Raw genomic sequence first — 17501 nt, forward strand, 5'->3', positions numbered from 1 at the left:
GGAAATACATCTACTCAAACTCAAAACGTGATTATTGATGATGTTACTGCTCCTGTTCCTGATGTGGCGACACTTGCTGATGTAACTGCTGAATGTGAAGTGACTGCTTTAACACCTCCTTCAGCTACTGATAACTGTGGTGGTACTGTAACGGTAACACATAATGCGACTTTACCGATTACTATTCAAGGTACAACTGTAGTGGCTTGGACTTATGATGATGGTAACGGAAATACATCAACCCAAACTCAAAACGTGGTTATTGATGATGTTACTAACCCAACGATAAATTGCCCTAGCAACATTACAACTACTAATGATGCTGGACTATGTTCAGCTATCGTAACCTATGCAGCTCCTACTGGTTCTGATAATTGTGGTTCAGTTACTATTACTCAAACTGCAGGTTTACCTTCAGGAAGTGCATTTCCTGTAGGAACTACTACAAACACATTTGAAATTGAAGATACAGCTGGTAATACAACGTCTTGTTCGTTTACAGTAACAGTTAATGATAATGAAAACCCAACAATAGCCTGTCCTTCTGATATCACAGTAAATGCAGATGGTAATTGTGAAGCAACTAGCGTAACATTAATCAGCCCAACCGTTAATGATAACTGTAGCATTGACACCATAACAAATAATGCACCAGCTACTTTCCCTCTAGGAAATACAACAGTTACTTGGACTGTAACTGATTTAGCAGGAAATAGTAGTCAATGCACTCAAATTGTAACTGTAAATGATGTAACACCTCCTACGATTACTTGTCCTGGAGATATTACTGTAAATGCTGACACTGGACTTTGTACTGCTAGCGGTGTAAACTTAGGCACTCCAACAGTAGATGATAACTGTGGTGTTGGTTACAGCAATGATGCGCCTGCTATTTTCCCTCTAGGTCAAACGATAGTAACTTGGACAGCTACTGACGGATACAGCAATTCAACAACATGTACTCAAATTGTAACTGTAGTTGACAATGAAGCACCAAATGTAATATGTCAAAGTTTAAGTTTACAGTTAAACCCAACAACAGGTTTAGCAACAATTACTGCTAATGATATAGACAACGGTTCAACAGACAATTGCTCAATTGCAAATATGACATTGTCGCAAACTACTTTTGATTGTAATGACATTGGAACAAACACAGTAACATTAACAGTAACTGATGGTTCAGGAAACTCTGATTCTTGTACTGCAATGGTAACCATAACTGATGCTGCTCAAGGCGCTTCAGTTTCTATAAGTGCAAACAACAACCCTGTTTGTGCTGGTGAAGCAGTGACTTTTACTGCTACACCTGTTAATGGTGGAGCAACTCCATCGTATGAATGGTTTGTTAATGGTGGTTCCGTTGGGAACAATAGTAATACTTTTACTACAAGTACACTTACCAACAATGATCAAGTATCAGTTGAAATGACTTCAAGTGTTTCGGTATGTGCTACAGCAGTGAGCAGTAATACAATTACTATGACTGTTAACCCACTTTTACCTGTAACCTTCAACTTAAACGCATCAGCTAATCCTGCTTGTAATGGAGATAATTTAACCTTTTTTGTTACAGGTTTAACAAATGGAGGCTCTAACCCTTCTTATCAATGGTATGTTAATAGTAACCCTGTTGGAACAAATACCAACTCTTACAGTTCCTCAGCCATTAATAATGGAGATATCATCTCAGTTTCTGTGACATCAAACGCTACTTGCGCTACTCCTATACCTGCTACTGAAAGTTTAACAATGACTGTAACACCTGATGCTACAATTTCATTAACTTCAGCTAATAACAATCAAACAATTTGTAATGGAGATAGTTTAGTTAATATTACATATAATATCACTGATGCTCCTTCTATAACCGTAACAGGTTTACCAACTGGCATAACAAGTTCTTATGTAGGAAGTATTTTAACTATAAGTGGTTCTACTACCCAAACAGGAACTTTTAATTATAATATTACAACAACTGGCTGCGGTACAGCTACAGCTTCAGGGTCAATTATCGTAAACCCTAATACTTCAATTACATTGTTATCAGCAGACACATATGAAAGCATTTGTAATGACAATACTGTAATGACTCCAATTGAGTTTGAAATAGGTTTAGGTGTAACTAATGTAACTTTATCGAGTACACCTGCTCTACCTGCAGGCATTACATTATCGCAAACAAGCCCAACAACCTATCAAATAAGTGGTTCTTCTAACCAAGATGGAACTTATGAGTTTGTTATAACTGCTGAAGGCTGTGGACCAGATACAACTATTGATGGAGTTATTAAAATATTTAACGGACCTCCAGCTGAGCCAGATTATATGAATAATACTCTCAACATCGCAAATGTTTGTGACACTCCTCAAACTATTAATCTTAGCGTGCCATTAGATCCTAATGCAGAGTCATATACTTGGACTTTTTATGATATAGATGGAGACATAAGAAATAATGATGGATTTGAAATTATTTCTGACCCAACTTCCAACAGTATTGATGTTATCGTTACAGCGCCACAACAATGGTTTTTGGGCTTTATTCCTGTTCCTTATACTGTTGAAATAACAGCTACTAATGCATGTGGAACTTCAACCTCTTTAACTGGCTATATTGAAATACTAAATTTAGGAACAGCAAACATTGAAGTTTACACCCCTGATGATGCTTCTGGTGACACAGATATTATTTATGTATGTGAAGGAACAACAAGTGTAACAATGGATGGATATGTTGGAGGTCTAGATTATGATGATTGGGAGTGGGATGATAACGGAGGGATAAATGGAACTTCTGGTAGTTTTTCAACTACAACAATTACAAATACAGAAACAGTTTGCGTAAGCTATTGGCCTTGGTGGCTTGGAGGTGGTTGTAGAGAGTATGATACAATTACTACTACAATTACAACTGAAACTGTAGACAGTGAATATACTCTGCCTACTAATGCTCAAGGAGGAGACATTATAACAATATCCCTCATTGGTGATGGAGGTACATTATGTTCTTTAGCTGTTGACAACCTCGAAATTCATATTTTAGAAGCAACAGATGCGGAAATCACCTCAACAGACGCAACCATTTGTCAAGGAGATAGCACAACTATAACCTTTGAAGGTGCTCCTAATAGTCAAATTAGAATTGATTCAAATAATGATCCATCGGTCAATAATGGATGGTACAATGTTGCATCAGACGGTACTTTTTCATTAACTGTTTCTCCAAATACAACTACCATATACACTTTAAATAGAGGCCGTTACCACCCAAGCACCTATCCTGGAAGTAATAATTGCCCAACTGCTCTTAATGAATCTGTAACCATTACAGTAAACGAACCTATTTCAGTGACTGCTCCTAACGATATTACAATTTGTGAAGGAGAAACCGTTAACCTTTCTTCAACTACTTATTCAGGGACAAACCCTGTAGTAACGTGGACGACTTCTGGATCAGGTAACTTTTCTGGTAACACATATACACCAAGTGCTGGTGATATCTTTAATGGTTTGGTAACACTTACAGCAACAAACACACCTAGTGATGGAATATGTCCTAGCGATAGCGATACTATGGTAGTTACAATAAATCCTATAGCTACAGTGTATGCTGGTGTTGATCAAACGATATGTGAAGGAGATTCTGTAACGCTATCTTCAGCTTCTTATGGAGGAAGTGCTACTTCTGCTTCTTGGAGTACAGCAGGTGATGGTGGCTTTGTTGGCAACATATATACTCCTGGAGCTTCTGACATAACAAACGGAAGTGTAGTGCTTACCTATACCACAAATAATCCTAGTGGACCTTGTGGTTCAGCAAGCGACACTGTAACTATAACGATTAATCAAGCGGCTACTGTTGATGCAGGAAACGATGTAACCATTTGTGAAGGAGATGTTGTGAACTTATCTTCTGCTAACTATAGTGGAAGTGCTACTTCAGCTACTTGGAGCACATCAGGAACTGGTAACTTCTCTGGTAGTATCTATACTCCAAGTGCAGCTGATATAGCCAATGGTTCAGTTACTTTAACTTATACGACAAACAATCCTGCAGGACCATGTGGTGTAGCAGTAGATTCAAAAGTTGTTACTATCAACCCATTACCTGTAGTTGATGCAGGTACTAACCAAGCCATTTGTGAAACAAGTGGTAGCATTAACCTTAACGCAACCTTAGGAGGAAGCACAACTGCTACTTGGTCTTCATCAGGTGATGGTACTTTCAATAACAACAATCCTAATGCTATTTATACGTTAGGAGCTAATGATATTACTAATGGCAGTGTAACATTGACTTATACAACAAATTCAGCCATAGCTCCTTGTAGTAACACATCTGATTCTGTTACCTATACTATAGTTCCATTTACAACAGCATCAGCATCTATTGCTGTTCCTGCTACTGGATGTACTGCTCAAATTACTTTATCAGGAAACGGTTCTGGTCAATGGTCAGCAACTTCAAGTACTGGACATAGTTTTAGTTTTTCTAACGTAAATGACCCTAATGCTACATTTATAGGTGAAAGTGGTGGCACTTACAGTATTATATGGACTATTACAAATCCTTCTCCTTGTGGTAATTCACAAGCCACTATGGCTAATATTAGTTTCCCTAACTGTGGTAATAATATTGATTTTGATGGTATTGATGATACAGTTTCATTCAATGATAATTTTGATCTTAACGGTCCTTTCAGTATAGAAATTTGGGTAAAACCAAATGCACTTGGAACCATCAAGACTATTTATTCTAAAAGGAATGCGCTTAACTTAAGTACTGGTTTTGATTTAAGATTAGTAAATAATACACTATCGTTTAGATGGAATGGTGGCGGACAAGTTTCTGCAACTGGATTAACCACTAACAGATGGTACCACACTGCAGTTACATTTGATGGTTCAACATATAGACTTTATGTTGATGGTGTTGAAATAAACAGTAACACAGGTGGTGCTCCTAATGCAAACAACAGAAGATTTTTATTAGGCGCAATGGACAGAAACACTAACATGCCAACTAACCATTTTAACGGTTGGTTAGATGAATTACGTATTTGGAATACAGCACTTACAGCTACCCAAATTCGTGAAATGATGAATCAAGAAATTGAGCAAAATGGTGCAAATGTTAGAGGTTCTGTTTTAGGTTTAGATATTGCTGGATTAACTTGGGCAAATCTTGATGCTTATTATCAAATGAATCAAGCTTTTGATGTTACTGGAGGACTATTAAATGCAAACCTTGGCGGAATTAATGGTAATCTATTAAACATAAACTCAACGCAGCAAGAGACTTCTCCTCTACCTTATGTAAGTAATCAAAACGGGACTTGGAATAATCAAAACACATGGTTAAATGGTACTGTACAACAAGTTCCTAACACCAATGGTATTAATGGAACTTCGGTTAACTGGAATATTGTAAGAACTCAGCATGATGTAACGTCAGGAAATAGAGCAACTACTGTTTTAGGTTTACTTGTTGACGCTAACAGATATAGCATTACCAATGACCAACAGCTAAACGTTAGCAAATATTTAAAAATTGATGGTGTACTGGATTTAGTTGGTGAGTCTCAGTTATTACAACCGAATAATAGTATTGTTGACTATACAGGCATTGGACGATTAGAACGTGATCAAGAAGGAACAAGTAACCTATACAATTATAATTATTGGGGAAGCCCTGTAAGTACATTAGGCTCTAGTAACTCTAGAACGTATGCTATTGGAAGTATTCTTTACGATGGCAACAATCCTGTGAGTTGGACTACAGGCTATGATGCTAATGGAGCAACTAACCCTGTTACATTAAGTAGCAATTGGTTATATAATTTCCTAAATGGTGCTATCAATGATTACAGCTCTTGGATATCTATTAACCCTACATCAAATGTAAATGTAGGACTTGGATTTACCTTAAAAGGTAGTGGAGCTGCAACACCAAATCAAACTTACACCTTTAGAGGACAACCAAACAATGGTACTATTACTCACTCAATAAGTGGATTAAATCTTGCTTTAGTTGGTAACCCTTATCCTTCAGCAATAGATGCAAATACTTTTATTGATGATAATGGACCTCTTGGAAGCAGTACATTATTAGATGGCGCACTTATATTTTGGGAGCAAGCTCCATCTAACAACTCGCATTACTTATCTGAATATGAAGGAGTTTACGCATACTACACTAAATTAGGTGGTGTACCATCTGTAACACCTCCTGAAATTAATGGCTCAGGTAATACAGGAAAAATACCACAAAGATATGTACCAGTTGGTCAAGGTTTCTTTGTACTAGCTGATGCTGATGGTGGTACTATTACTTTTAATAACTCTCAGCGTACTTTTGTTAAAGAAACAAGTGGAGCTTCTGTATTTATGAGGTCAAACGGACTTAATTTAAACTCTGAAAACAGTGAAAGTGAAGCATACAATGATGGTATTAAACGCTTAAGATTAAAAGTAACAACCTCTGAAAATGCTGGTAGACATTTATTGTTAGGTTTTACTCCTAATAATGAAGCTACTGATGGTGTTGACTATGGATATGATGCGCAAAATAGAGATCAACTAACCAATGATGCTTCTTGGAGTATAGAAGATAACAATTATATTATTCAAGGTGTTGGCGAGTTTGATGAACTAAACACATATCCTCTTAATATTCATCTAAGCGATCAAGGAAATGTAAGCATCTCATTAACTGATTTAGAAAATTTTGATGAAGACATTGATGTTTTTGTATATGACAGTTCTGAAGATAGTTATACTCAAATCAACTACAGTAACTTTAACATTAACCTTGAAGCAGGTGATTATAATGGTAGGTTTAATATTGTATTTGTCGAAGACAATTCACTATCAGTAATTGATACTCAACTTAAAGATATTACTGTAAAATATTTACATAACTCTAATGAGTTATACATTAAAACACCTTCATCAATCAATGCTAAGCAAATTTATATGATAAATATTGCTGGACAGGTTGTAAAATCATGGAACATGACCAACCTTCCTCTTTCTGATGAACTAAGAATTCCTGTAAAGAACATCTCTGAAGGAAACTATGTAGTAAAAATTGAAACAAATACTAGTTCATACAGTAAAAAAGTTATTGTTAAGTACTAGTTAAAGCACCAAATTTTTAAGTTATTCAAAAAGAGCAAGATATCTTGCTCTTTTTTTATTTTTATGTATTTCGTCGATTTTTTGTGCGTTTAATAGATAAAACTGATTATTTCTTATATATTAGCCTGCAACTAAACATATTATGTTCATTTAACCCCAAATCAAATGAATAAAACTACCTACTTAACACTGCTTGTGTTATTACTAAGCATTGCTGTATTTGCTAATACCAATAGCCAAAACACTAGCAACCAAGAAACTCAATCTAGCACTATACAACGTGTTAGAGTAGACTTTGTCACTCCATTAGGTTATACCAGACACCTTTTATTAGGTTTTACTTCTGATAATTCAGCTACTGATGATGTTGATTACGGTTATGATGCCTTAAACATTGAAAACCTTCCCGATGATTTAAGTTGGAGAATTAACGATCAAAACTATATCATTCAAGGTGTAGGCGAGTTTGATATTTCAAAACAATATCCTTTAGGAATGTTTTTGAGCAACTCAGGCGAAATTCAAATTGCATTGAATTCTCTAGAAAATTTTGAAACCGAAATAGACGTGTATGTATATGATTCCTATTTAAATACCTTTACCTCGATTAATGATAGCAACTATATAAACTCACTTTACAGTGGAGAATACTTAAACAGGTATCATATAACTTTTACCAACGACCTTTCTTTAATAAACTTTGCCAATAGCTCAGCGCAATTATCTATTGATGAGTTTGGATTAGAATCTGCTAGTATTAGATACATAAAAAACACTTCTCAAATTAATGTTGATACACAAAACTCAACCACAATTAACTCATTAAAAGTTTATAGTATTAATGGTCAACTACTTTTTGAAAAGCAAAACATTTTCGCTTCTAGCTTTAAAACCACAATTAACAATATACAATCTAGTACAGTAATTGTACAGATTGAAAACAACAATAAAGCATCACTTAGTAAACTATTATTGGTGCATTAAAACGTAATCGAAATACTACGAATTAATTAAAAAATTACACTTTATCGGATTTTTTTGCATTTTATGGATGTTTTTTAAAAATTAATTATATATTAGCGCCATAATAATTCATTAAACACTTAAAACTGATGAAAAAAACTACCCTTCTACTTGTAACGCTACTTTGTTTAGCAGGCATAAATGCCAAAGCGCAAACTAGCTTAGAAAAAGCCGAACAATATTTAGATTCGAAAAAAGAAGTTTATTTTGATTTTAAAATAGAAGATGTTTCTGAACTTCAAGAGTTCACAGATAAATTATCTATACTTAATTATGACCCTTCTACTAAAACAGTTTATGCTTGGGCTAATACACAACAATTCAACTTATTTTTAGAAAGAAACCTTAGTTTCAATGTAAACGCAGTAGACAATGAAGCCTATGGTATAGTTATGAGTAATCAGGTAAATACTGTAAACTCGACTGAAGGTTCATACCCATTAACTTTTCCTTTAACTTATTACCCAACTTACGCAGACTATGAAGCTCAAATGTATGCGTTTGCTACAATGCATCCTGATATTTGTGAATTAGTTGATATTGGAGGAACCACTGAAGGTGTAGGTGGTGGAGACAAGCGCTTACTATTTATTAAACTATCTGACAACATCGCTACTGAAGAAGCTGAGCCAAAATTAATGTACACCTCCTCAATGCATGGTGATGAGATTACTGGTTATCCTTTAATGTTAGATTTAATTGATTATTTTATAACTGCTTATAAAACACCATCACACCCAGATAATGCTAGAATTACAAGTCTTATCAATAACTCTGAAATATGGATAAATCCAATGGCAAATCCAGATGGAACTTATTACAATAGTGCTTCTAACACATCAGTTGTAAATTCACGTCGAGCAAACGCTAATAATGTAGACTTAAATAGAAACTATCCAGATAATGTTGCAGGAGCTCATCCTGATGGAGAAGAATATCAAATTGAAACCCAACATTTCTTAGCTTTAGCAGAAGATAATCATTTTGTGCTTTCAGCTAATTTTCATGGTGGAACCGAAGTTGTTAACTATCCTTTTGACAATACGCATACAGATCATGCTGATAGCGATTGGTTTTTCTTAGTAAGTAAAGAGTACGCTGTAAACTGTCAAAACAATAGTCCTTCTGGATATATGGACGCTACATATAGCAACTATCAATGGCCAGGAGTTACAGAAGGTGCTGATTGGTATCAAGTATATGGTGGTCGTCAAGATTACATGAACTTTTACAAACAGTGTAAAGAAGTAACTATTGAGCTTTCAAATACTAAAGTGATACCTGCATCACAATTAGATGATCACTGGGATTATAACCGTGAAGCTTTAATTGAATATTTAATACAAGGAACTTACGGTTTTCAAGGATTTGTAAAAGACGCTGTGTCTAATAATCCAGTAGAAGCAACAGTTACACTAGTTGGTCACGATGCTGTAGGCTCGCACACAGTAAGTAGCGCTCCTTTTGGAGATTATTATAGACCTGTTAAATCTGGAACTTACGACATCTTGTTTGAAGCTCCATGTTACCAATCTTTTACACTAACAAATCAAACAATTTCTGATTATCAAACTTTAGTACTGTCTGATATTCTTTTAACTCCGTTAACAGCATCAGCTCCTACTGGTTTAACAACTACAGGAACAGACTCAAGCTCAACTAATGCATCTTGGACAGCTTCAACTGCTGATGATTTTGACATTAGATATAGAGTAGTTGGTGCCTCTTCATGGATTGAAGTTACAAGTGTTACAAACCCATATCAAATAAGTGGTTTAGACCCTGAAACAACTTATGAGTTTCAAGTTCGCTCTTATTGTGGATCTAATAATACAAGTTATTCTACTTCTCAACAATTCTCTACAACAGGTGTTAACTATTGTAATGCAGAAGGTGGAGATATTGGAGATGAATACATTAGTAATGTCACCCTAAATAGTAGCAGTAATAACACTCAATCAACTACATCTTCAGGGTATTCAGATTTAACAAGCACAGTTTTTACATTAGATTTAAATTCTTCTGGAAACAATATTAGTGTTACCAAATATTGGACAGGTACTCAATACAGAGAAGCCGTATCAGTATGGATTGACTTTAACCATAATGGCACCTTTGAATCGTCTGAAAAAATAATGGAAAGTGCATCTTCCACTACGACACCAGTAAGCACAACCTTTTCAGTACCTAATGCACCTGATGCCAAATTAGGTACAACAAGAATGCGTGTTATAATGAAGTATTATAATAGTGCAGGAAATACAGCTGACGACCCATGTGAAACATTTAGCTACGGAGAAGTTGAGGATTATACTATTGATATTATAGATTCAACTTTAAACACAGATACATTTAATGAAAACAATGTGTTGATTTACCCAAACCCATTCAACAGCAATATTTCAATAAAATTGAATAACATAAACACAAATATAAACCTTAATGTTTATGATGTTAGCGGACGCTCAGTATTAGATTTAAGAGACTTAACCCCTACAAATAATGAAATAAATTTAACCAATTTAAATTCATTATCTAGCGGAACGTACTTTTTAAAAATAACTGACAGTGAAACAAATACGTCGTTTGTTAAGCGATTGGTAAAGCAATAATATATTAAGCCCTCAAAGAAAGACTGCAAACAATTATGCTTGCAGTCTTTTTAAAAAACTATATATCAATAAATTACAAATAACAAATACACTTTATCGGTTTTTTTTGCATTTCATGGAGTGTTTTTATATATTTGTATCGCTTTTAATTAATTAGTTAGTCCCAAACTAAAATTTAACCGCTTATGAAAAATTATACTTTCACAGTATGTAAGTACCTTATAATATTATGTGTACTTTTAGTTTCGACTATTACTTTTTCTCAAGATTTCAATGTGCAACATCTTGATAGAAACGTGCCAAGAACAGGAGCTACATCATCAATAACAGCTGTTTCTTCTCTAAATAATGCCTTTGTATTAAATAACAACAACAGATTAGCTCAAGCTGGCAGATCTGACGAAAATTCGTCAACTGCTCCTGGAAGAGATGTATCTGGAGCTATTAGATTAACAGCAACCAATACAGTCACTTATTACAGAGAAGGTAATTCAACTAACAATAACACTAAATTTAACGCATCTGTTTGGGAGTACACAGGGTCTCCAGGAGGTGCTAATGAATTTATAGTTAGAGGTCGATATACAATTACACTAAATGGAGGCACTAACAATGTTACTCAATCTTTAACTGGTATTAGTAACGCTAACGACTGTATTCCTTTTATTACTGGTATTGTAAACAGCGCATCATCGGCTGGTTCAGATTCTGGTTCAGCAATTGCGTATCTTGAAAACGCATCTACAATGCGTGTACAAAAAGGTTCAAATGCTGATAATGTTACTGTTTATATCACTTTGGTAGAATTTACTGGTAGCAATTGGACTATACTTCATGGTGATTCTGGAAGTGTAAATACAGATACTGGTAATATCACTTTACGAACTAATGCTAATGGAAGTTCTGGAGGAACTGCTAGTGTTTCTGATTGGAGCGAAGCTATGATTTTTACGCACCATAGAGGAAATATGAGTGATAATGGTACTGACAATGCTATCGCAGACAACTGGCCAGTTATGAGTCCTGGAGGAAATAACCAAACTGTTTCTTGGGCTTTTCATGGTGATCATGATGCTCAAACCAATGGCAATCGCCAATTTGTTCACGTAGTAAACAACCCAAATATTCAAGTTACAAGATATACTGACACGAGTAATTCTTCTGGAGAAACAAGCATTAATATTTCATCTGCTGGTTTAGGCAGTACTAATGAAGCATTAATCATTGGCACCTCTACCTCTAGTGGCGGTGGTACAGCCTATGGTAGAGGCTGGCGTAATTATTACTTTAACTCAACCACGCAAGCAGCACATTGGGCTCATAGAAGTGGTAATACTATGGCTCATGAGATTCAGGTAGTGAATTTCAGCCCTTCAATTACGTATTGTGCCTCTAATGGAAATAATACAAATGATGAATATATTAGCCGTGTACAATTAAATACTATAGACAATAGCTCTGGAGCTGGTGCTGGTGGGTATTCAGATTTTACTTCTCAATCAACTACACTAGACCAAGGAAACTCATATACAATAACAATTACACCTACTTGGGGAGGTACAGCATATGACGAAGGCTACTCCGTGTGGATTGACTACAATCAAGATGGTGATTTTAACGATAGTGGAGAGCAGGTATGGACGCAAACACCGACAATGGCATCTCCTGTTTCAGGCTCTTTTACCGTACCTGTAACAGCAACTACCGGAAACACACGTATGCGTGTAAGCTTAAAGTGGAATAGTATTCCTGATCCATGTGAGTCTTTCAGTTATGGTGAAGTAGAAGACTATACTATAAATATCAATTCAGGTACACCACAACCTGAAATTAACTTAGTTGGAAATGGTAACACCATAAACAACAATGACACAACACCATCGGCTACTGATGACACTGATTTTGGTTCTGAATTTGTATCTGTGGGATCTAATGCAAATACATTTACCATTCAAAACACAGGATCAGCAACTTTAAATTTAACAGACCCTTCTCCTTATATTTCAATTTCCGGATTACACCCTGGAGACTTTGCGCTCACTGCAAATCCTTCAGGTTCAATTTCTGCAGGAGGTAACACAACATTTACAATCACATTTTCTCCTAGTGCTGCAGGCTTAAGAACAGCAATAGTATCTATAGCAAATAACGATAGCGACGAAAACCCATATACTTTTAATATTCAAGGTAATGGGTACACTACTGCTCCAGAAATAAACATACAAGGAAACGGAACAACAATAGTGAGTGGAGACACTACTCCATCTCCTTCTGATAATACTAATTTTGGTAATACTAATGTTACAGGAGGAACTATTATAAAAACATTTACTATACAAAACAATGGAAATTTACTAGACTTAAACCTTACAGGCAGTTCTCCTTACGTATTAATTGGAGGTACCAATGCTAGTGATTTTACAGTAACCTCTATACCTTCTAATACAATAGGTTCTAGTAGCAGTACCACTTTTGATATTACTTTTGACCCAAGTGCAGTAGGTACACGTACAGCTACAGTTACCATAGCTAACAATGATAGTGACGAAAATCCTTACACCTTCAACATTGAAGGATCTGGTTCTACAGCTCCAGGAGGTGTTACTAGCGATTTAGAGTTATGGCTGAAAGGAAATGACGGATTAGGCTATACAGATGGACAAAGCGTTAGTTTGTGGATTGACCAAAGTAAAGATAACGACGCTACAGTAAACACGCTAGGTCAAGAACCAACATATTATGACAATCCTTACAGAAATGTAAATTTCAACCCAGTAGTAGAGTTTGACAATACATTTTCATCTTTTAATTTAGATTCTGACTTTTCATACGACAATACCAACACTCAATTTTTAGAAGGTGATGGTGGTCTATACACCCAAGATATGTTTGTGGTATTAATACCTGATGATACTGCTATAAATGATTCATTTGGGTTTATGGATACTTTTTGTGGAGATGCTGATACTAGCTCAAATGAAACTGATGCAACTGGTATAGGTATGGGTGATTATACTGGTCGTGTTTGTAATGAAAGTATTGCTTTTGCTATTGGAACGTATAGCACAGGTGGAAGTTGCCCTAACAGAGATGGATATGCAGTATATGATCAAAACACATCTTATGATAATGTAGGAATTATTAATGCAAGAAACAATACAGCTGTAACACAACAAGAGCTTTATTACAATGCCAACAACATAGAATATGCACAAAATGATGTTGTTGAATTTTTAAATGTAAGCGACTCAAAATATTGGATTGGGCGTAGTGAAGGTTGGGAAGCCACATTGAATGCAAGAGTTTGCGAAATCATCACTTTCTCATCTAGAAAAGACGATGCAAACCTAACACAAGAACGTAACCGTATTCAATCTTATTTAGCGATTAAGTATGGAATTACTTTAGGAGTTAATGGTACATCTCATGATTACGTAGACAGTGACGGAACTGTAATTTGGGATGTCAATACAGGAACACCTAGTGAAGACGTGTTTAATTATGACATAGCAGGAATTGGGCGTGACGATGCTTCAGATTTATTACAAAAACAATCTAGAAGTGTTAACAATGATTTAGATGGAGGAACCAGAGGTCAAGGTGTTGTTACAATGGGTATATCTAGCATATATGACACAAATAACTTAAACCCTGACACTCAATTACAAGACAAACAATTTTTGATTTGGGGAAATGATGGTGTTGATTTAGATGATCCAGCTGTAATTGTTGATGTTAACATGAGCTCTAGCATAACTCCAGGTTTATCAACTTGGGTACAATTTAACGGAATAGCAAGAACTTGGAAAGTTGTAGAAAGAGGTGGAGACATTCCTTCTGTTGAAGTCGCAATACTAAGAAGTGCTGTTAGAACAGCTACTCCTCCAGATGGTCGTTATTTAATGTTTATTTCTGACACACCTAATTTTGACCCAACAGCAGATTATAGAGTAATGACTGAAGACGTTAACGAAATTGGTGAGCCAATTGTAAAAGCTAATTATGATTTTGATGGCACTAAATACATTACTTTTGGTTGGGCTCCTGAAAGAGTTTACACCAGATCAGTTTACTTTAACGGAAGTACAGACTACATAGACATGGAAGACGCTGTAGACCTTAATTCTTCTGAATTTACAATATCTGCATGGATAAACAGAGAATCTGGATCAAACAACACATCAATTCTTTCTAAAAGAAATGAACCATTTACCGAAGGTTATGATTTTAAAATATCAAGTTCAGGAAGGTTAAATGTTATATGGGAAAATGGAGGATCAACACAGCAACTTTCATCCACCCAACCAATTCCAGAAGATGAATGGCATCATGTTGCCATTATTTATGGATCTGGTACTGCAACACTATATATTGATGGAGTAAGGGATTCTTCCTTTAGTAGAACTGCTCCAATACCTACAACACAATCATTCTATATTGGAGCTGCAAACAAAAATACTCCTACAGCTTTCTTTAGAGGTAATATTGATGAAGTTAGAATATGGGATGTAGCACTTACAGAAGACCAGTTACGATTTGTAATGAATCAAGAAATAGAAAACAACTCTAGTTTTGTTGGAGGGTCTTACTTTATTAGCAGAGGAATTACTCCTACCAAAAACGACATTGGTACAGTGCCATGGTCTAGCTTAGCTGCCTACTACCCAATGACTAGATATACGTACACAAATACTAAGGATGAATCTGGTAATGGTAATCAAGGTGCATTAAGACATCTAAGAACTGTAGATAGACAAACAGCTCCACTTCCTTATATATCTAACAACAATGGAAGCTGGGACACTAATAACACATGGTTAAATGGATCATTACAATATGCTCCTGGTTCAGTTTCAGCAATGGATAATACCCAAACTATCGATTGGAATATTGTAGAAACTTCTCACAATATAACTATGGATAACAGCTCTCTTCCTTCAGGAAAAAGCAACAACAGATTATTATTAGGTCTTTTTGTTGATAACAATGAACTGACTGTAACAGGAAACAACGCAACACATACAGGAAATGGTGTAACTGTAACGCATTATTTATCTATAGGAAATGGTCAACCAAATGCCAAAATTGACCTTGAAGGTGAGTCGCAATTAATACAAACTATAGATAGTGACCTTGATGTACAAAGTGAAGGTACTTTAGAACGCGACCAACAGGGAACAGCAGATACCTTTACATACAACTACTGGTCATCTCCTGTTGGAAATGGAAGCTCAGTTACAAACAACAATAGCTATACTGTATCAGATGTTATGTACAACGATAATGGCGCAAACCCAATAGTCTTTACTTCTTCAGGATATGATGGATCAAACACCTCACCTGCAGTAACAATTGCTGATTATTGGATTTGGAAATTTGCTAGTCAAGCTTCAGGAGATTATTCATCGTGGCAGCATGTACGTCAATCTGGTAACTTATTAGCTGGCGAAGGATTTACTATGAAAGGACCTGGTTCTGGTTCAATATTAACAGACCAAAACTATACGTTCTTAGGAAAACCTAACAATGGAGATATTGGGTTTAGTGGCACAAACGACCTAGACCTAGCGGTTAACAACGACTACTTAGTTGGTAACCCATACCCTTCTGCCATTGATGCAGTACAGTTTATTAACGATAATGGCTCAACAATTACAGGAACATTATACTTCTGGGAACATTGGGGAGGAGGCTCTCACGTGTTATCTGAATACCAAGGTGGTTATGCTACTTTAAACCTTTCAGGTGGCTTACCAGCTTCTTCTTACGGAACAAACGATCCTGATGTTGGTACTGGTGGTACTCCTGTAAAACGTCCAGGACGATATATTCCTGTAAGTCAAGGATTCTTCGTATCAGCTGATGCTGGTGGAAAAATCAATTTCAATAACGGTCAACGTATTTACCGAATTGAAGACGGAACTTACGATGGAGAAAGTGGGTCACAATCAGTATTTGTGAGACAATCAAGTCCATCTGATAGCGACTATGATACAACAACCAATTCTGTTGACAGCTCTGACGACAGATTAAAACTAAGACTTGGGCTTAACTCTGTTAATACCATTAGAAGACAGCTGTTACTTACAATTGATGAAAACGCAACTTTAGATATTGATTGGGGTTACGATGGAAAGATAAATGAAAACCAAATTGATGATATGTTCTGGATGATTGAAGGCGAAAAATATCTTATACAAGGTAGTAATGAAGCTAACGAAGATACAGTATATCCATTAGGTATAAAGGTTGAAACTGATGGTATGAACACCATTACTATTGATGCGTTACAAAACGCTCCAGAAGACTTAACAGTTTACATTCACAACAAGATAACAGACGCTTATCATAACTTAAGCGAAGGCGATTTTAATTTTTATTTGGATGCTGGAGAACATCTAGACACTTATGAAATAACCTTTAGCGCAGAAGACTCTGCATTGGGTGTTGAAGACAATGAATTGAATCTAGTAGATGTTTATTATGATAACACTTCCAAAACCATTGTTTTACTAAACCCTGGATTACTAGAAGTTAAACATATGGAAATGCTAAACATTTTAGGGCAATCTATTACAACAATTGACAATATATCTCAGAGCAACAATTCTGAGTATGAAGTTAAGAACTTAAGTACAGGAACTTATATTATTAAAATTCATACTGTGAGCGGTTCAGTATCAAAGAAAGTTTTAGTTAAATAATTTCTCCCAAATCTTTAAA

The 17501-nt window shown here is 35.6% G+C and carries 4 protein-coding genes; all 4 read left to right on the top strand.

Annotated features, from left to right (window positions below; genetic code table 11):
• Positions 1-27: 27 nt before the first annotated feature.
• The 4 genes from OD803_RS07725 (at position 28) to OD803_RS07740 (ending at position 17482) form a co-directional block, all read left to right on the top strand.
• Positions 28-7143 carry an HYR domain-containing protein gene (locus OD803_RS07725; RefSeq protein WP_262733012.1) on the top strand — a complete coding sequence of 2372 codons (7116 nt, stop codon included), beginning with the start codon at positions 28-30 and terminating at the stop codon, positions 7141-7143.
• 165 nt (positions 7144-7308) lie between these two features.
• Positions 7309-8127, top strand: coding sequence for a hypothetical protein (locus tag OD803_RS07730; RefSeq protein ID WP_262733013.1), 819 nt, complete (start codon positions 7309-7311; stop codon positions 8125-8127).
• A gap of 128 nt (positions 8128-8255) precedes the next feature.
• Entirely contained in the window at positions 8256-10778 is a 2523-nt protein-coding gene (locus tag OD803_RS07735; protein ID WP_262733014.1) for a M14 family zinc carboxypeptidase, read from the top strand.
• 185 nt (positions 10779-10963) lie between these two features.
• Positions 10964-17482: a choice-of-anchor D domain-containing protein gene (locus OD803_RS07740; protein WP_262733015.1), complete on the top strand. Its 6519-nt coding sequence runs from the start codon at positions 10964-10966 to the stop codon at positions 17480-17482.
• The last annotated feature ends 19 nt before the right edge of the window (positions 17483-17501 follow it).

It is taken from the genome of Gaetbulibacter sp. NE (assembly GCF_025548475.1).
GTDB lineage: Bacteria > Bacteroidota > Bacteroidia > Flavobacteriales > Flavobacteriaceae > Gaetbulibacter_B > Gaetbulibacter_B jejuensis.